Annotated in this window: 13 protein-coding genes; 12 read left to right on the top strand and 1 reads right to left on the bottom strand. The window is 46.3% G+C overall.

What is annotated here, in order from left to right; genetic code table 11:
• The first annotated feature begins 19 nt into the window (after positions 1–19).
• The 3 genes from AC1DM9_RS02490 to AC1DM9_RS02500 all read left to right on the top strand — a co-directional run bounded on the left by AC1DM9_RS02490 (position 20) and on the right by AC1DM9_RS02500 (position 4,197).
• Positions 20–1,390, top strand: a complete 1,371-nt coding sequence (locus AC1DM9_RS02490) for an ABC transporter substrate-binding protein (protein WP_477510648.1) — start codon at positions 20–22, stop codon at positions 1,388–1,390.
• 25 nt (positions 1,391–1,415) lie between these two features.
• Entirely contained in the window at positions 1,416–2,738 is a 1,323-nt protein-coding gene (locus AC1DM9_RS02495; protein WP_441883636.1) for an LLM class flavin-dependent oxidoreductase, read from the top strand.
• Positions 2,739–2,811: 73 nt separating this feature from the next.
• Positions 2,812–4,197 carry an ABC transporter substrate-binding protein gene (locus AC1DM9_RS02500; protein WP_441883633.1) on the top strand — a complete coding sequence of 462 codons (1,386 nt, stop codon included), beginning with the start codon at positions 2,812–2,814 and terminating at the stop codon, positions 4,195–4,197.
• Between the two features lie 136 nt (positions 4,198–4,333).
• On the opposite strand, the gene AC1DM9_RS02505 is transcribed toward AC1DM9_RS02500, so the two are convergent.
• On the bottom strand, positions 4,334–5,458 hold the full coding sequence (locus AC1DM9_RS02505; protein ID WP_477578334.1) for an NAD(P)-binding domain-containing protein: 1,125 nt from the start codon (positions 5,456–5,458) through the stop codon (positions 4,334–4,336).
• A 286-nt stretch (positions 5,459–5,744) separates the two neighbouring features.
• Here AC1DM9_RS02505 and nfsA point away from each other — a divergent pair, with 286 nt between their 5' ends.
• The 9 genes from nfsA (at position 5,745) to AC1DM9_RS02550 (ending at position 18,329) form a co-directional block, all read left to right on the top strand.
• On the top strand, positions 5,745–6,497 hold the full coding sequence (nfsA, locus tag AC1DM9_RS02510) for an oxygen-insensitive NADPH nitroreductase (protein WP_477578336.1): 753 nt from the start codon (positions 5,745–5,747) through the stop codon (positions 6,495–6,497).
• 414 nt (positions 6,498–6,911) lie between these two features.
• On the top strand, positions 6,912–8,270 hold the full coding sequence (locus tag AC1DM9_RS02515) for an LLM class flavin-dependent oxidoreductase (protein ID WP_477578338.1): 1,359 nt from the start codon (positions 6,912–6,914) through the stop codon (positions 8,268–8,270).
• An 82-nt stretch (positions 8,271–8,352) separates the two neighbouring features.
• Complete coding sequence (locus tag AC1DM9_RS02520) at positions 8,353–9,327, top strand: aldo/keto reductase family protein (RefSeq protein WP_477578340.1); 975 nt, start codon at positions 8,353–8,355, stop codon at positions 9,325–9,327.
• A 149-nt stretch (positions 9,328–9,476) separates the two neighbouring features.
• Positions 9,477–10,067, top strand: coding sequence for a PadR family transcriptional regulator (locus tag AC1DM9_RS02525; RefSeq protein WP_477578342.1), 591 nt, complete (start codon positions 9,477–9,479; stop codon positions 10,065–10,067).
• Positions 10,064–11,905 (top strand): ABC transporter ATP-binding protein, encoded by a 1,842-nt coding sequence (locus AC1DM9_RS02530; protein WP_477578344.1) that lies wholly within the window; start codon positions 10,064–10,066, stop codon positions 11,903–11,905. Before AC1DM9_RS02525 ends, AC1DM9_RS02530 begins: the two co-directional genes overlap by 4 nt.
• Before the next feature lie 27 nt (positions 11,906–11,932).
• Positions 11,933–13,696: an ABC transporter ATP-binding protein gene (locus AC1DM9_RS02535; protein ID WP_477578346.1), complete on the top strand. Its 1,764-nt coding sequence runs from the start codon at positions 11,933–11,935 to the stop codon at positions 13,694–13,696.
• The gene (locus AC1DM9_RS02540) at positions 13,671–15,554 is read left to right on the top strand and encodes an ABC transporter ATP-binding protein (protein ID WP_477578348.1); all 1,884 of its coding nucleotides are present in this window, start codon (positions 13,671–13,673) and stop codon (positions 15,552–15,554) included. The genes AC1DM9_RS02535 and AC1DM9_RS02540 overlap by 26 nt, the downstream gene beginning before the upstream one ends.
• 73 nt (positions 15,555–15,627) lie before the next feature.
• The gene (gene cysK / locus AC1DM9_RS02545) at positions 15,628–16,572 is read left to right on the top strand and encodes a cysteine synthase A (protein ID WP_339204702.1); all 945 of its coding nucleotides are present in this window, start codon (positions 15,628–15,630) and stop codon (positions 16,570–16,572) included.
• An 824-nt stretch (positions 16,573–17,396) separates the two neighbouring features.
• Positions 17,397–18,329 (top strand): AEC family transporter, encoded by a 933-nt coding sequence (locus AC1DM9_RS02550; protein WP_477578350.1) that lies wholly within the window; start codon positions 17,397–17,399, stop codon positions 18,327–18,329.
• The last annotated feature ends 127 nt before the right edge of the window (positions 18,330–18,456 follow it).

Here is an 18,456-nt window from a genome sequence, read left to right on the forward strand (position 1 = left end):
AGAAATGAGAGGATATAGGATGAAGAAACTAGGGGTTATCATCGTCATATTTGTTCTTGCAGCATCGATCTCCGCATGCGGGGGAGACAATAACGCACCTGCAAAGCAGAATGATGCATCAGGCAAGAAGGAGGCAACGAACAGTGCGACCGAAACCGCGGATTTCAAGAAGCTTGGGGATGAGCCGCTGAAATTATCGTTTTATTCCACTGGCGCTACCTTTACAGACGTGGAATTCGAAGCAATGATTGCAGGTCCCATTCATGCGAAGTATCCGAACGTAACCATTGAACGAATAACGCCAGCAGCGACGACGACTCCGGAGGAAGTGCTGTCCACACATGTGCCGGACATTATATTTGGCAGTGTGCAGCAGCGGGTTATTCGGACGGGTGTATATCAGGATTTAAGAGAATTAATCAAAAAACATCATTTTGACGAGAGCCGTCTCAAACCGATTGGCTACGACTATATCAAGGACATAACGAAGGGCAAAGGAGATGCGGTTCTCGCACTTCCTTTCAATATCAATCAGCATGTTTTGTATTATAACAAAGATATTTTTGATAAATTCGGCGTTTCTTATCCAACCGAGAAGCAGTTGACATGGGACGAAGCGGTCGAGCTTGGCACGAAGCTGACCAGAACAGAAAACGGCATTCAATATATCGGGCTTGTTGTAGACAATTTAACTGGTTTGGGTAAATCGCTGGGCATTCCTTACTTGAACCGCGAGACGGGGCAGGCTGCACTCGATACGCCGGAATGGCTTCGTGTCTTCGAGCTGCAGAAGAAGATTTTTGAAATACCGGGTTATGTAGCGCAGGACGGCACATGGAACTGGACTCGTGACCATTTCATGAAGGATCAAAACATTGCCATTCGGGTTTCTTGGCTTGCCAATATGGTTGGTCCGCTTGAGGAGCTGCGCCAACAAGGTGTGGAGTTCAACTGGGATATTGCGCCGGCGCCAAACTTCAGCGATCAGCTTGGCAATACAAGAGAAGCGCAAATCCACTCGATTGCGATCAACAGCCAAAGCCCGCATCAAGATGAGGCGTTTCAAGTGATCGCGGAAATTTTATCGGATGAGGGGCAGCGGATTACTGCTAAGAACGGACGTGTTCCAGCTATTATCAATCCGGAACTGGAGAAGGATTACGGCTTAGAAATACCGGTTCTACAAGGCAAAACCGTTCAGAATGTTTTTATTGGGAAGCCCATTCAAGAGCATTTCATTCATCCTTATGAATCGAGCATTACGATACGGCTTACCGAAGCAGCTGAGGATCTTGCCATCCATGGTCTAGATGTTAACTCGGCTATACGCAAAGCAACGGATGCGATCAATAAAGATGTAGAGACTTTAAAAACGACGATCGGTCAATAAGCAGACGATGGAGAGGGGATTAAATATGGGAGAATCGGAGCGCAAATTAAATCTCAACGCCTTTTTGTTCGGGACCGGCCACCATGAAGCTTCATGGCGGCTCCCGGAGGCGGAGCCGAGCCGCAACCTTGATTTCGAGCATGTGCTGCAAATCGTTCAGACGGCTGAAAGAGGACTAATGGATTCCGTATTTTTGGCTGATGGCTATATCGGACGCTCCAATAAGCTCGAGCCATTCACGGAGCTGGCTGCGCTGGCAAGCAGGACGAAGCATATCGGTTTAATTGCTACGGTTGGCACTACGTATAATGAACCTTTTCATGTGGCGCGGAAATTTGCCTCCCTAGACCACATAAGCAAAGGCAGAGCGGGCTGGAATATCGTTACGGGTGCTGGATCAGCCGCACATAATTTCGGGAGGGAGGATCATCCCGATCATGCACTGCGTTACGAGGAAGCAGATGAATTCGTAGAAATCGCCAAGCAGCTGTGGGACAGCTGGGAGGATGAGGCGGTCATTAATGATAAAACGTTAGGAACTCGCGTCCATAAGGACAAAGTCCATACGATTGATTTTAAAGGGAAATATTATTCGGTGAAGGGACCTCTAAATATCGCAAGGCCGCCGCAGGGTTATCCTGTGCTGGTGCAGGCGGGTTCCTCGGAGAGCGGCAAGGAATTTGCGGCAAAGGTAGCGGAAGTTATTTTTACCGCGCATCAAAGCATTGAAAGTGCTCAGCAGTTTTATAAGGATGTAAAAGCAAGACTGCCGAAGTATGGAAGAGAGGCGGACCAGCTGAAGATTTTGCCGGGTATTAGCCCGATATTGGCAGACACGGTGGAGGAAGCGAGAGAAATCGAGAGCGAATTATTCAATTATGTAAATAAAGATGGTGCAATTAAACAGCTATCGGAGCGATTAGGCATTGATTTATCCGCGTATCCGCTTGATGAGCCGCTTTCTTTGGAGGGTGTGCGTGAAACGGATGAGGTTAATGGCAACAAAAGCAGGCATCAGCTTATACTGGATCTCGTTCGCCATGAGCAGTTAACGCTGAAGCAATTGATTAATCGTCTAGCAGGAGCCAGAGGGCATTTTACGTTTACAGGTACACCTCTTCAGCTTGCAGATGTGATTGAAAATTGGTTTGTTAACGGCGCTGCTGATGGGTTCAATGTTATGCCACAGATTTTCCCGAGCGGCCTTACGCAATTTGTAGATAAGGTGATTCCAGAGCTGCAAAATCGCGGATTGTTTCGGACGGAATATTCGGGAACGAGCTTGCGAGAGCAGCTTGGATTGAAGCGGCCGGCGAATATTCGTTATGAGAGTAAAGCTGTACTTTAAAAGACTAGGTGAGAGCTTGTTGGCTATTAAACGACACAGCTGTACCTCATGATAGAGGAGAGAGAGTTTAATCATGAAAAAACTTACGATAGGCGTAGTTATTTTAATGTTGTTTGCTTTATTGGGGGCTTGTGCCAGTAAGGATAATACACCGGCCAATAAGGCTGGGAGCAATGCAAATAAGCAGCAAGAAACGAACGCAGCCGTAGCGGAAGAAGCGGACTTTAAAAAGCTTGGCGACGAGCCGCTCACGTTAACCCTTTTCAGCACGAGCGGTACTTTTCCAGACGTGGAATTTAATACGCTCATCGCGGACCCGATTAAGAAAAAATATCCAAATGTAACCATCGAAAGAATAACGCCTGCAGCAACAACTACAAATGAAGAAGTGCTTTCCACACATGTTCCAGACATTATTTATTCCTCCTCTTCGTCCCATCAGCGCATTATTCGAACGGGCGCCTATGAGGATTTGAGAGAGCTGATTAAACGCCATCATTTTGATGAGAGCCGGATCAAACCGATTTTGTATGACTACATCAAAGATATAACGAAAGACAAGGGAGGCGAAATCTATGCGATTCCGTTTAACTCCAATCAGCATATCCTCTACTATAATAAAGATATTTTTGATAAGTTTGGTGTTCCGTATCCTACAGAAAAACAGCTGACCTGGGATGAGGTGCTGGATATTGCTGCAAAGCTGACTCGTACGGAGAATGGCGTGCAGTATATTGGTCTATCGGTTGATAACCTAACGGGGCTAGCCAAAGGGCTGGGCCTGCCGTACGTCGATCATGACACGGGAAATGCTGCACTCGATACGCCCGACTGGCTGCGCGTGTTTGAGCTTAACAAGCGCATCTTTGAAATTCCTGGTTACGTAACGCCAGATCATACTTGGAACTGGGGACGCGATCAATTTATGAAGGATCAAATTATCGGCATGCGGGTAACTTGGCTGGCGAATATGATCGGTCCGCTGGAGGAGCTGCGTCAGCAGGGCGTTGAGTTTAATTGGGATTTCGCTCCGGCACCAAACTTTAGCGACCAGCTGGGCAAAACTAGGGAGGCGCAAATTCATTCGCTTTCGGTGAACAGCCAGAGCAAGCATAAGGATGAAGCTTTCCAAGTCATTGCTGAAATTTTATCGGATGAGGGCCAGCGGATTTTATCTAGAAATGGCCGGGTTCCGGCTGTTATTAATCCAGAGCTGGAGAAGGAATATGGACTGGACATTCCAGTGCTGCAGGGTAAAACGGTGCAAAATGTGTTTATTGGCGAGCCGCTGCAGGAGCATTATGTTCATCCCTACGAACTGGAAATAACGACAAGATTGACAGAGGCGGCTGAGGATTTAGCCATCAACGGGTTGGATGTAAACTCTGCGATTCGCAAAGCAACGGAGGCCATCAATAAAGACGTTGAAACGCTCCGAACGACAATAGGAGATAAGTAGATTAGAGAGCCAGAGCAAAGGTGCAGCGTAAAATGCGGCCCCTTTGTTTTGTGCTGTTCATTTAAGCGGATTGGAATGCGTTAAGGAAGGAAAGCGAAGGAGCAAGTGAATGTAACATTCATTTGCCCCTGCTTTATTACGTATGCTGCTGGATATGAGGAATAATGCATCGGCATGCTTGGCGTAAGCCTGCAACGAAGCCGAAAGCGGGACCATGAGTAAAGGTCGCTAGTGGGCCGGCAAAGTAAAGTCCAGGTATGCTGCTTTCAAATTGCGCGCTTAGCAGAGGGAATTTTGCATTAGAATACGGCTCTCGCTCGATATGCTGCAATACATGGGGCGGCAGAAAAGGTACTTGGTCAAGATTGATCTGATAGCCGGTAGCGGCAATAACATGATCGACGAGGCGAGTTTCATTGTTTCCAAGCTGAAGCAGCACCTTGCCATCAATCGTAGCTTCTGCATGTGTAATGGCTGCGCCGCCAGTCATCGTCACTTTCCCTTCTACGTAGGGCTTTAAGAAAGGAGCAACACTGCTTTGACGCGGTGTATTTCGCCGCTCCGCCTTGAGCTGGTCGGGCTGTAGATAGAACTGTTCAGCGGAGTCGATGAGCTTCTGGCCAGATTCGACATTATCCTCGCTTGAATACTGAACGGCGTCACGCCGGAACAAAAGCTCAACTTCGCTTCCAGCCATATGAAGCAGTGCGGCAGCTTCCCAAGCGCTTTGGCCGCTGCCGATAACAGCTACCTTCTTGTTTGCGTAGGGCTTAAAATCACGATGAGCGAAGGTGTGGGAGATGAGCTGAGGCGGCAACGAGCTTAGTACTGGAGGGATGTAGCTATAATGCTGCAAACCTGTAGCTATGACCACATGTTTGGCTTGATATTGCTCACCTTCGTGAGTGATCACGCTGAAGCCTGAGGATGAATAATGAAGCTCTGATACGTGCTCCGATGTGAAGGAGATGTCGGTTTGTTTGGCAAACCATAAGGCATAATCAACAAAATGAGGACGAGGAAAGGGAGGCTGCAGTTCTATGCCGGTTTCGCAGCTAAATCGTTCGATGGTGAATTTATCATCCTTATCGGAGAGACTGATGTAGCGGGGATGGGTGCGAATGAACATATTTTGCGGCATTTGCTCCTTCCAGAAAAACATAGGTTTACCCAAAAGGACATAGGACATTTTGCTTGCGGTTGCATGAGCAGCAAGTGAAATTCCGTAGGGGCCGGCGCCAATAATGATGAGATCAACCACAGATTTCACCTCCATTTGAGTTGTTTTGATTTTATGCCGAGTATTATACTAAGAATAATATGTTTTGCAATATACTTTTTTCTAAAAGGTACGATAGATCGTATTGCGATAAACAATGATGATTGACAAAAGATTTATTACGTGATAAATTTTCAGTACATTTTTCACACTAAAACAGTTTGAATAATCGGAATTATAGTTCTACCGGAAAACCGGAGACTACAGTTGATCTGTGTCTTCGGTTTTTTGTTTCAAGAGCACTTATTCATGTAGAGGAGGTATAGCAATGAACGAAGTTATTGCTTTATTAAAAAACCATCGCTCCATCCGCAAATATAAAGATTCACCCATTCCTGAGCATCATTTGGAACAAATCATATTGGCAGGGCAAGCAGCCTCCACCTCATCCAATATCCAAGCTTACAGCGTAATTGCTGTAAAGGACTCTGAGCGGAAACGAAAGCTTGCGGAGCTTGCCGGCAATCAGCAGCAAATAGTTGAAAGTCCGGTGTTTCTCATCTGGTGTGCCGATCTAAATAAAGTCAGATTAGCAGCGAGGCTGCATGAGGATGTAGAGCTTCGTCAGAACGTGGAGCTGTTTCTGCTCGGAACGATTGACGCGACTCTGGCTGCTCAAAATGCGGCAATCGCTGCGGAGTCACTTGGTTATGGGATCGTTTATATCGGTGGAATTCGCAATAATCCTAAAGAAATAACTGAATTGCTTGAACTGCCTGAGCTTGTTTATCCGGTGTTTGGCATGTGCGTAGGCGCTGCTGATCAAGAGCCTGATCTTCGTCCAAGATTGCCGCTCGCAGCTGTCTATCATCAAGAAACGTATAAGCAGAGCGGGTTGGAGGATGAAATTATTGCTTACGATTCGATCACTCGGGAGTATTATGCTACGCGCAAAGGTGGAGGCAAAGGCGGAGAGCAGGAAACAAGGTGGTCTCGTGAAATGTTAAGAAGGTTTAAGTCGGACCGGCTGCGTGATCATTTGCATGACTTCCTTGTAGGTCAAGGGTTCAAGCTGAAATGAATTTATTTATAAAAGGCACAATCCATACCATACGACCGGACCACCGGAGATTTAGCTGACGATAAGCTAAGTCTCTTTTTATTTAGTTAGACTCATTTTATTTGGATTCTTATCTTGTTTATTAATCTAACGTGAAAAACTCCAGCTAATTTTGAGAATTAATCAGATTGGTGCCATTTAACAGGAAAAGTTCCTCTTAAATAGGCGGAAATAAGCGATTTTATCAGCAAATGTCTAAATTAACAGGAGAAATTCCTGTTAACTCTCTTTTCTATTCGAATTCCGCTGAATGAACAGGAGAAATTCCTGTTAAGTACTCCAATGGCACCAAATATCGTGGTGAAGAAACGATGCCTGAGCAGCAGCATTGAACTTAAAGTGTTTTCATAATGAACCGAAAATGAGGGATGGCAAATGAGCGAGATTAAGCGGGACAAGAAGGCGCATTTTAACGTGTTTTTGCGTGGAGCGGGTCATCATTCTGCCGCGTGGAAACACCCGGATTCGAATCCAAAGGAAGATTTGGATTTGGAGTATTATGCGAACATTGCAAAGATTGCGGAGAGAGGGCTGTTTGATTCGTTGTTTACAGCAGACAACTATTCCGGACTTGGCAGGAGACTGGAGCCATTTACGCTTCTCTCGGGGCTTGCTGCGCTGACTAAGCATGTTGGACTTATCGCAACCGTTAGTACAACCTATAACGATCCTTACCATGTAGCGCGGAAATTCGCTTCGCTGGATCATATCAGCAAAGGGCGGGCTGCTTGGAATATCGTAACGGGGCATTCGCAAGATGATGCTGAAAACTTTAATAAGACGGAGCATCCAGACGTGCAAAAGCGCTACGAAATCGGCGATGAATTTGTTGAGGTGACGAAGCAGCTTTGGGATAGCTGGGAAGAGGATGCGCTGATCTATGACAGAGCCGCAGATGTCTCATTGGACAAAAGCAAAGTGTACGAAATTAACTTTAAGGGCAAATATCACACGGTAAAAGGACCGCTTAACATCCCTCGGCCACCGCAGGGGTATCCGGTTCTAGTGCAAGCGGGCTCCTCGGAAAACGGCAAGGAGCTGGCAGCCAAAACAGCGGATGTTATTTTTACAGCACAGCAAACATTAGGTGCTGCCCAGGCGTTTTATACGGATGTGAAGGGAAGATTGCAGAAGCATGGAAGGACGCCGGATCAGCTGCTTATTATGCCAGGGCTTAGTCCAATTGTTGCTGATACGGAAGCAGAAGCCCGCGATATCGAAGACGAGTTTAATGGATTGCTGAATACGAAGCAAGCGTTAAAGCGGCTTTCAAACTATTTTACAGTCGATTTGTCAGAATATCCGCTTGATAGTCTTGTTCCAGTCGATAAAGCAAAGCCATACGGAACGATAACGACAGGCATTACAAGCCGGCAGGAGGTAGTGGTGGATGCTGCGGTACGAGACAAAATGACGATTCGGCAGTTTCTTGCTCGAAGCGCAGCCGGTCATGGTCATGTATCGTTTACGGGTTCTGTATTGCAAACGGCTGATTTCATTGAAAGCTGGATTAGAAATAACGGCGCGGACGGCTTTAATATTTTGCCGCATATTTATTACAGCGGGTTGGAGACGTTTGTTGATAAGGTCATTCCTGAGCTGCAAAATCGCGGACTCTTCCGAACGGCCTATGAGGGCAAAACGCTGCGCGAGAATTTAGGGCTGGAAAAGCCGGAAAACAAACATAAAGCGATATGGGCTTTAAGCAGAGAAGCAGAAAAGATAAACGGCTGATTCCCATAACGAGGCAGCAGTTGTCATTCCGCTGCCGCAGCAGAAAACTAACATTTGTATACATTTTGAGGAGGTTGTTCATATGGCGATTCAATATCGAAATTTAGGCGCAAGCGGGTTAAAGGTTAGTGAGATTAGTCTCGGGAGCTGGCTGACGTACGGCGGTTATGTCGAGCGTGAAAATGCAGTGAAGTCGATTCAAACGGCGTATGATCTTGGCATTAATTTTTTTGATACAGCTAATGTGTATGCGAAAGGTGAAGCCGAGAAAGTAGTCGGAGAAACGCTGCGTGCTTATCCCCGTGAATCCTATGTGCTGGCGACCAAGGTCTATGGAAAAATTGGCGATGGACCGAATGATCGCGGACTCTCTCGCAAACATGTTATTGAATCAGCAAATGCAAGCTTGAAGAGGCTTGGACTTGAATACGTAGATGTGTTCTACAGCCATCGCTTTGATCAGGAGACGCCGCTTGAAGAAACGCTGCGCGCCTTTGAGGATTTGGTCCGTCAAGGTAAGGTGCATTATGTCGGCGTCAGCGAATGGACGGCTGCTCAAATAACCGAAGCGTTCGCCATCGCAGACAAATATTTACTCGATCGTATTGTCGTGAATCAGCCAATCTATAATTTGTTTGAGCGCTATATCGAGAAGGAGATTATACCGCTAGGCATTAAAARGGGCTTTGGGCAGGTCGTGTTCTCGCCGCTAGCGCAAGGGCTGCTCACAGGGAAGTACTCTTCCAATCAACAAGTGCCAGAAGAGTCGCGAGCCGCGAAGCAAGAAAATTTTAAAAACCGCATAACGGAGGAAAAGCTGGCGAAGGTTGAGCTGCTGAAGGAAATCGCATCCGAATTGGAGCTGACGGTGGGTCAGCTGTCGCTCGCATGGATTTTGCGCCAGCCGAACGTATCGAGCGCTTTGATTGGTGCAAGCCGTCCCGATCAGGTCGAAGAAAACGTGAAGGCATCAGGTATTGAACTTGATCATGAGACACTAGAACGTATTGCAGCGGTTATCGATAACGGCCCTGTATCTACACGAGGTTCATTCTAATCATCTCTGGCCGAAAATGAGTAAAGTCCAGTAAAGAGCATCTCGTTACTGGACTTTGTCATGAAATCGCAAGAAGTAATTGCCAGTTAACGATATATCGTATAGTATGTAAATTAATACGATATATCGTTAACGAAGGAGATTGCACAATGACGAAAGAATGGCAGCCAGAGGAACAGTTGTTTTTACATCATGCGAATGAAAGGGAGGGACACGGCTCGGGCAGACGTTTTTTCAGCCGCGGCGGAGTTAAATATGCTTTGCTGGCACTGCTTGAACAGGAGGGCATGCACGGCTACCAAATGATGAAGGCGCTTGAGGAGCAATCAGGAGGCACCTATAAACCAAGTGCTGGCTCCATTTATCCCACGCTGCAGATGCTGCGGGATCAAGGATTTGTAGAGTCCTCCAAGCAAGACGGCAAAAAGGTGTTTGAGATTACTGAGGAAGGCAGAGCTTATTTGCTGGAGGAGAACGATAATGCTGGAACGGGAATGGAACGCCCTGAGCAGAGTGAATCCGAAGACGAAGGCGCTCCCTTTGAGAGAAGAAAGCCGAACCGACGATTAACGCCTGCTGGCAAGGAGCTGCTGCATTTGCTGAAGGCTGCAGAACGAGCGGCTGTCACTGATCCGAGCAAAGCTGCGCAGCTGCGCGTCATCCTGGATGACCTTCGAGTATCGCTTCGCCAAATCACAACAGAAACCGACTGTGACAGCAAAGAAGGCGGCGCGATATGAGAGAGCAGCACAATTCAGCGCCGGCATTTCGAGGCGGGGCAGGAATGGGCGGCATGAGAAAATTCGGAACAGGCGAGAAAGTAAAGCCTGCCAGCATTTACAGCATGTTTATACGAATATATGCGCATGCGCGGACGCAATTGCCCGCATTGATTGCAGCAGTTGCCTGCGTTATCGCCATATCGCTGCTTGAATTCATCGTTCCGCAGCTAACGAGACTGACGATTGACCACATCATTCCGAATAAGCTTTTTAATAAACTGCTGCTTATCGGCGGCGGCGTCATGGGAGCAGCTGTTGCGCTCGGTGCTTTGCGCTATATTAGCACTTCCCTTATGGCGTCTATCGGTCAAAGGGTGCTTTACAATTTGCGAAACGACTTGTACCGCCATATGCAAAGCCTTGATATTTCTTTCTTCGATCGCAATCGTACCGGTGATTTAATGTCTCGGGTTACGAATGACGTAAGCATCCTACAGCAAATGATTTCCTCCAGCATGATGCAGTTGTTTACCGATTTTTTCACCTTTACGGCCATTGCGGTTTATATGCTGTGGATCGATTGGAAGCTGACGCTAATGCTGCTTGCGACCTTCCCGTTTATGATTTTGACAACTAGATTTTTCAGCAAAAGAATGCGCTCCTCGTTCCGAACGGTACAGGAATCGGTGGCTGATGTTAGCGATCATCTGCAAAATACGTTAACCGGCATCCGCCTTATTAAAGCGTTTACTGCCGAGAATTACGAGTCTGAACGATTCTCCGAGCGAACACAGAAAAATATGGATGCGAATATTCAGGTGACTCGCCTGCGAGCCGCTTATGAACCTATTATTGATTTTCTTAATTTTCTTGGCCTTGCAATCGTCCTTGTTTTTGGCGCATGGCTTGCGATGAAAGAACAAATGACAGTGGGTACAATCGTTGCTTTTATAGCTTATCTCAGACTGCTGCAAAACCCGATTCGTCACTTTAGCCGCATTATTAATACGATTCAGCAATCGGCCGCCGCTTATGAACGCATTATGGAGGTCATGAATACGAAGGCTGAAATTATTGAGAAGAAAGGAGCTGTGAAGCTTCCGCCAGTGAGCGGGCATATTGTTTTTGATCATATTGATTTTTCTTATTCAGAAGATTCGACTGTGTTAAAAGATTTTCAATTGGAGCTTGCGGCAGGCAAGGTGACAGCGCTTGTTGGATCTTCGGGCTCTGGCAAAACAACCATTGCACATCTTATCGCTAGATTTTATGAACCTCAGTCTGGCGACATCACGATTGATGGTTATTCCTTAAAGGATATAACGATCGCGTCTCTTAGGGAGCAAATCGGCATCGTATCTCAGGATATCGTGCTGTTCAATGGCTCTATTGAAGAGAATATTCGGTACGGCAATCTGCATGCAACAGATCAGGAAGTGTTGGCAGCGGCAAAAGCGGCAAATGCTGCCGGCTTTATAGAATCGTTCCCGCAGGGCTATGAGACGCAAATTGGTGAGCGCGGCGTGAAGCTGTCTGGCGGGCAGAAGCAGCGGCTTTCTATTGCACGGGCGATTCTAAAAAATCCGCGGATTATTATTTTGGATGAAGCTACTGCATCACTTGATACCGAATCAGAGCAGCATATTCAAGACGCGCTCGCACAATTATTGCAAGGCCGCACTTGTCTCGTCATCGCGCATCGTCTGTCTACGATTCAGAAGGCGGATCGGATTTACGTGCTGGAGCAAGGAGAAATCGTCGAGCATGGAACACATGAAGAACTGCTAAATCATCAAGGCCGGTACAGTCAGCTCTATGAGCTGCAATTCCCGCAAAAGGATGCTTCAGAACAATAATTTTGAAAAATAGGAAGTGGTCGCTTCTTGAAATCAAAAAGGCTGTTGGCCGATTTTTTTCGGAGTACGTGGCATATTTACCTGTTCTCTCTCTTTTTCCATCTGATTTCTAACCTGATCAACGTTTTTTTTCCAAAGGTACTGGGACAATTCACGGATAAGCTGCAAATCGGTGGATTAACAAGCCAGCTTATTGTGGATTACAGCTTATTGCTGCTGCTTATTGGCGTTGGGCAGGTGCTGTTTAACGGCATCGCAATGTATTTGGTTATGTATGTAGGAAGAAAATTTGAGTTTGTTGTTCGCAGAGGGCTATTCAAGCATTTTACACAAATGGGCGAACGGTTTTATTCGAAAAATGGTGTAGGCAAGCTGCTCAGCTACTTTATGAACGATGTTACAGCTGTAAGGGAATCGATCTCGATGGGGGTCAATTCAACAGCGAATGCGTCGATGCTGCTCGTGGCTTCCATAACGATGATGCTTGTCAGCCACATTCCTTATTATTTGATATTGGCTTCGATATTTCCGCTGCTGCTTATCCCTTTTATCGTCGTATATCTCGGGCCTATTATTAGAAAACGGTCGCTTGAGGTGCAGGAATCTCTAGGCCTCATGACAGAGACAGCAGAGGAGCAATTCGGCGGCATCCGTGTAACGAAAAAATTTGCGGTAGAAGACATTATGAATGAGCGCTTCGGCAAAACGGTCGACCAGATCAGGCTGAGGCAATTGCGGCTAGTGCGCGTTTCTTCTTTTTTCCAAGCGTTGATTCCGTTTCTAGGAGCAATTTCTTTAATCGTCGCGCTTGCTTTTGGCGGTTACATGACGATCACGAAGCAAATTACGCTGGGCAACTTCGTTGCATTGACGCTTTATATTAGAATGCTGATGAATCCACTCCAGCAAATCGGCAATGTTATTAATTCCATTCAGCGCTCTCGCGCTTCACTTGAGCGCTTAAACGGCTTATTGTCGCAGCAAACCGAAATTATGGAGCTTCCTAACGCGAAAGAAGTGAATTTGACAGACGCGGGCATTGCGATTCGTAATCTATCCTTTTCATACGATCCATTGTCTAGTCCAGTACTGAAAAATATAAACCTGAACGTTAAACCAGGCTCAACGCTTGGTATCATCGGGCGAACAGGGAGCGGCAAGACAACATTGATGAAGCTGCTGCTTCGCACCTACGACCCGCCTCCAGAGACGGTCAGGTATGGAGAAACAGATATAAGAGAAATGACGCTTGAAAGCTTGCGAACTCAAGTTGCCTACGTACCGCAGGACGGCTTTTTGTTCAGTACCACAATTAGAGAAAATATTGCTTTCTCTAATCGCGAGCTTAAGCTTGAAGCGGTTGAGCAAGCTGCGATGCAAGCTCAAATTTATAATAATATTGCTGAGCTGCCTGATCAGTTTGAAACGAGGCTCGGCGAGCGCGGATTAACTTTATCCGGCGGTCAGCGTCAGCGCACAAGCTTGGCCCGCGGAATGATTAAGAATGCTCCGATTATGATTTTGGACGATAGTGTCAGTGCCGTAGATGCGGTGACAGAGAAGGATATTATAGAAGCGATTCAAACGGAAAGAGACAGCAAAACGACGATCATTATTGCGCACCGAATTAGTGCAATCAAGCATGCGGATGAAATCATTGTGATGGATGACGGCTTGATTGTGCAGCGGGGCACTCATATAGAGCTGCTCTCGCAGCAAGGACTCTATGCGACGCTTCATGCGATACAGGAGGAGGGAAGTCAACATGCGACCGGCACAAGCCATTCATAATTGGCAGGCAGATCAGAAGGCTGATCCGAATCAACCGGAGCAGAAACCGGAATATGTCTCGGCCTTCCGCACATTGTTCGGGTATGCGAGACCTCATCTATGGGCTTTTATTGGTGTGTTTTGTTGCACGTTAATCGCGATTTTATCTGATTTGTTCCAGCCTTTTTTAATGAAAATAGCGATCGATGACAATTTGTTATCCGGCAAAAATGACTACAAAGGGTTGTTAACCATTTGTTTCATATATCTGGGCTTATCCATGTCTAGTTTGCTGTTTAGCTATTTGCAAAATAATCTGCTTCAAAATATTGGGCAAAGCATCGTGTCGCGCATTCGCAAGCAGCTGTTTGGTCATATTTTGAAGCAGTCTATGCGGTATTTCGATCGGATGTCGAGCGGCAGCTTAATTACGCATGTCTCAAGCGATACAGAGGCGCTGAACCAGTTTTTTAATCAGGTGCTGCTGAGCCTGTTTAGGGATGGGCTTACACTCATTTTTATCATGGTGATGATGTTTCAATTAGACACGGAGCTTGCGCTTTATTGCTTGATTTTATTGCCGATCATATGGGCGATTGCAATTGCCTTCCGCTCGTTTATGCGCACGACCTATCAGCTTGCTAGAACGAGGCTATCCCGGCTTGTAGCGTTTGTTGCCGAGAACCTGTCGGGGATGAACCTTATACAGGTGTTTCATCAGCAGAAGGAGCAAGAGAAGCAATTCAACGAGAGAAACAGCTTATATTTTAAAGCAAATCTTCGGGAAATTCGGACGAATGTTGTGTTTGGCCGAACCTTTGATATTTTGAGCAATTTATCGATTGCCTTTGTGACATGGATCGGCGGGAATGCTGTTCTTGGCCACCAGCTGGAATTCGGCGTATTGTATGCGTTTATTACGTATATCCGCCAGTTTTTTCAGCCGATTAATACGATCACGCAGCAATGGAATACGTTGCAGTCTGCTACCGTTGCCATTACAAGAATTTGGGGCGTATTCGCGAATAAGCCGGACATTACAGACCGCGAGCTTGATTCGATTGAGCTGCATAAGACGGATAGCGAAGAAGAGGCGGATGAACGTCAAGCGTCTATATCCACTTTGAGCTTGGAGCAGGTGAAGGGCCAAATCGATTTTAATCGGATCTCCTTCTCCTATGAAGAAGGAATTCCGATCATAAAAGATTTGGATTTGCATATCCATTCGGGTGAGCTTATTGGCGTCGTAGGTACGACAGGAGCGGGCAAAAGCTCGTTGATCAGCTTATTATGCAGATTCTATGATGTGAAGGAAGGCAGCATAAGAATAGATGAGATCGATGTAAGGGACATCCCGCAAGCAACCTTGCATCGACTAGTCGGCTTGGTTCAGCAGGAGCCTTATCTGTATTCGGGCAGCATTATTGAGAATATAAGAATGTTCGACGATTCCATTTCTCGCGAGGAGGTTATTCGTGCCTGTGAATTTGTAGGCGCGGATACGATTATCCATAAGCTGAGGGATGGCTATGATACGATGCTGTCAGAACGCGGCAGCGGTTTATCCGCAGGTGAGCGGCAGCTGATTTCTTTTGCGAGAATTATTGTGTTCAAGCCTAAAGTGCTTATTTTGGATGAAGCGAGCGCTAACTTGGATTCTCATACGGAACAATTGATTCAAAATGCGCTTCAGGTCGTATCGCAGGATCGAACAACTATTGTAATTGCACATCGCTTGTCGACGATCATGCAGGCGGATCGGATTATTGTGATGAGCCACGGTGAAATCGTGGAGCAAGGCAATCATCAGGAGCTGCTGGAGCATGATGGACATTATAAGGAGCTGTATGAGCATTCGCAAGGCAATATTGCTGTATAAAACTCTTTTTGCGCCATATTTACTTATTTCGGCACGAGCCGCTAGGCCATTCATCATATAGGAGGCAGATTAGATGAGTCATGTTGTCAATCATATTACGGATTTGATAGGAAACACGCCTTTGGTTCGTTTGAACAGGGTCGTGCCGGACGGAAGTGCAGAAATTTATTTGAAGCTGGAGTTTTTTAATCCGGGCAGCAGCGTAAAGGATCGGATTGCCATCAGCATTATTGAAGAGGCGGAGCGGGAAGGGAAGCTGAAGCCGGGCGATACGATCATTGAAGCGACGAGCGGCAATACGGGCATTGGCATTGCATTGGTAGCCGCAGCTAGAGGCTATAAAGCGGTGCTTGTTATGCCGGAGACGATGAGCTTGGAGCGCCGCAATCTGCTGCGGGCATACGGTGCGGAACTGGTGCTTACGCCCGGAGCTGAGGGAATGAAGGGAGCGATTCGCACCGCGAAGGAGCTGCAAGAGAAACATCCGGATTATTTTCCGGCGCTGCAATTCGATAATCCGGCAAATGTGAAAATTCACCGGGAAACGACTGGCCCTGAAATCGTAAGAGCGGTGGAATCGCTTGATGGCAAGCTGGACGGTTTTGTAGCAGGTGTGGGCACAGGAGGTACGATTACGGGCGCTGGCGAAGTACTGCGCGATCGTTTCCCTGATATCCATATTGTAGCTGTTGAGCCGTCCTCATCGCCGGTTTTATCGGGAGGTGCTCCTGGCCTGCACAAAATTCAAGGCATTGGCGCGGGTTTCGTGCCTTCGATATTGGATGCCGATATTTATAACGAGATTATTCAAGTGAGCAATGATGATGCATTCGAGACAGCTAGAAGAGTGGCCAAGGAGGAAGGGATCTTAGGCGGCATTTCCTCAGGAGCAGCTATATATGCCGCTATTCAATTGGCGCAGAAGCTGGGCACCGGCAAGCGGGTAGTTGCTGTAATCCCAAGCAACGGCGAGCGGTACTTGTCAACGGTGCTGTATCAACAGGAGCAGCAGCTTTGAGGTTTGGTAATAGTAGAAGGACAGACAGCCCGAGGCTTCATAGCCTAAGGCTGTCTTTTATTTGCTGCGTATGGTGGGAGCGTAAGGCAGTAACAGGCTCAGACTGTTTTGGAGTAAGCGGTAGGTTAACATGATTGGTTAATTGACTAAACGATTGTTTGCTTTGTTGATTGAGCGCCATATCGGGTGTAAGTCTGGTTTCTAGACTTATTTGCACGAATCAGGCTGGATTGGTGGGAATAGATCTAGTTTCTAGATCTATTTTTGCTGATTTGTTGCTTAGGCGAGGATAGTGTGGCGATTTATTTATAGATAAGACTAGTTTTTAGTCTTATATGCACGAAATAAGCAAATTTGATGGAAATAGAACTAGTTTCTAGTTCTATTACTGTTGATTCTCCGATTAGACGAGGATAGTGTGGCGATTTACATGAGGATAAGTCTAGTTTCTAGTCTTATTCGCACGAAACAAGCTGATTTGATGGAAATAGAACTAGTTTCTAGATCTATTTCAGCCGATTCGCGCGGCTTAGAGGGAGTATGGGCTGATTCGCCGAATGGATGAGCATGCGAATCGATTTGCAGCATCGCACATCACAGAGCAAGTAACATAAGGCGCAGATTCACACAAATCACAGCTAGTCACAGAATTCACAGCAAATCACTGAAGACCAAACGCCTTGGCACAACAACCAGCCCCACATGAATGCTTGCCTTATCAAGCATGAACCTATTAAAATGAGGAAGCGATCTTAGTCGCAATCATGGCCATTTCCGATACTATCATTTTTCACACTATATAATAGAAAGAAGCAGATGCAGCGATGAATATTTTCTTTCACATTTTAATGACAAACGTGCTTCCGATGGTCATCATGATTGGGCTTGGCATTGTCATTCAAAGAGCGTTCAAGCTGGATATTAAAACGTTATCGAAGCTGAATTTTTATTTATTTTCACCAGCTATTATGTTCGACCTCCTATATAAAACGGACATTTCTGCCCAAGTGGTAGGGAGAATCTTATTGTTTTTTGTGCTGTTTATGGTTACGCAATATATTATCGTTGAGCTGGTTATTAGAATAAGAGGGTATCAGCCAAGCATGAAAAGCGCGATGCGTAACAGCGTCTTGTTCTACAACAGTGCAAATTACGGCATACCGCTCAATCAGCTGGCTTTTGCAGGCAACGAGAAGACACTCGCTATTCAGATATTAATTATGATGATGCAATCTCTTATACCGAACACGTATGGCATATATAACGTTAACGCGCACAAAGCCGATATGCGGGCGATTTGGCGGACAATTATCTCAATGCCGATTATATATGTCATCCCGCTTGCCTTCCTGCTCAGAGGGTTCGACGTTCCCATCCCGCAGCCTATAGCTACACCGATCGGTTACTTATCAGCAGCGTTTATCGGTACAGCGCTTATTACGCTGGGCGTACAGCTGGGCAATATGGAGTGGAAAATAAAGCGATCACTCCTCATTGATGTCAGCATATCGGGCATACTCAGACTGATTGCCGGTCCTTTGCTCGCGTGGCTGATCGTCTGGCTGACGGGACTCGACAAGCTGACGGCAGCCGCACTCATCGTTTCATCAGCCGTCCCCACTTCACTCAGCAGTGTGCTGCTCGCTGTAGAGTTCGACAACGAGCCAGAGTTTGCCTCGCAATCTGTTTTTGTCTCTACCATTTTAAGCATAATCACCGTTACTGCAGTCATTTTTTTCTTAAATCTTGATATCTAGAAACTAGTAAACCTATCAACCTCTTAATTTTGAGTTTGTTAGGTTTTTTATTTCTTGTGCAACAAGATGGACAAGGTTAAAATGGAAAAAGATACAAGGGTAATCGATTTATTGGAAATGGAGGTCT

It is taken from the genome of Paenibacillus sp. 01T431 (genome assembly GCF_056398625.1).

What these genes read in the sequence shown, in the direction of transcription:
- AC1DM9_RS02550 (WP_477578350.1), top strand. Translation starts at nt 17,397, where the DNA reads ATGAATATTTTCTTTCACATTTTAATGACAAACGTGCTTCCGATGGTC.
- AC1DM9_RS02500 (WP_441883633.1), top strand. Translation starts at nt 2,812, where the DNA reads ATGAAAAAACTTACGATAGGCGTAGTTATTTTAATGTTGTTTGCTTTA.
- AC1DM9_RS02525 (WP_477578342.1), top strand. Translation starts at nt 9,477, where the DNA reads ATGACGAAAGAATGGCAGCCAGAGGAACAGTTGTTTTTACATCATGCG.
- nfsA (WP_477578336.1), top strand. Translation starts at nt 5,745, where the DNA reads ATGAACGAAGTTATTGCTTTATTAAAAAACCATCGCTCCATCCGCAAA.
- AC1DM9_RS02530 (WP_477578344.1), top strand. Translation starts at nt 10,064, where the DNA reads ATGAGAGAGCAGCACAATTCAGCGCCGGCATTTCGAGGCGGGGCAGGA.
- AC1DM9_RS02490 (WP_477510648.1), top strand. Translation starts at nt 20, where the DNA reads ATGAAGAAACTAGGGGTTATCATCGTCATATTTGTTCTTGCAGCATCG.
- AC1DM9_RS02515 (WP_477578338.1), top strand. Translation starts at nt 6,912, where the DNA reads ATGAGCGAGATTAAGCGGGACAAGAAGGCGCATTTTAACGTGTTTTTG.
- cysK (WP_339204702.1), top strand. Translation starts at nt 15,628, where the DNA reads ATGAGTCATGTTGTCAATCATATTACGGATTTGATAGGAAACACGCCT.
- AC1DM9_RS02495 (WP_441883636.1), top strand. Translation starts at nt 1,416, where the DNA reads ATGGGAGAATCGGAGCGCAAATTAAATCTCAACGCCTTTTTGTTCGGG.
- AC1DM9_RS02540 (WP_477578348.1), top strand. Translation starts at nt 13,671, where the DNA reads ATGCGACCGGCACAAGCCATTCATAATTGGCAGGCAGATCAGAAGGCT.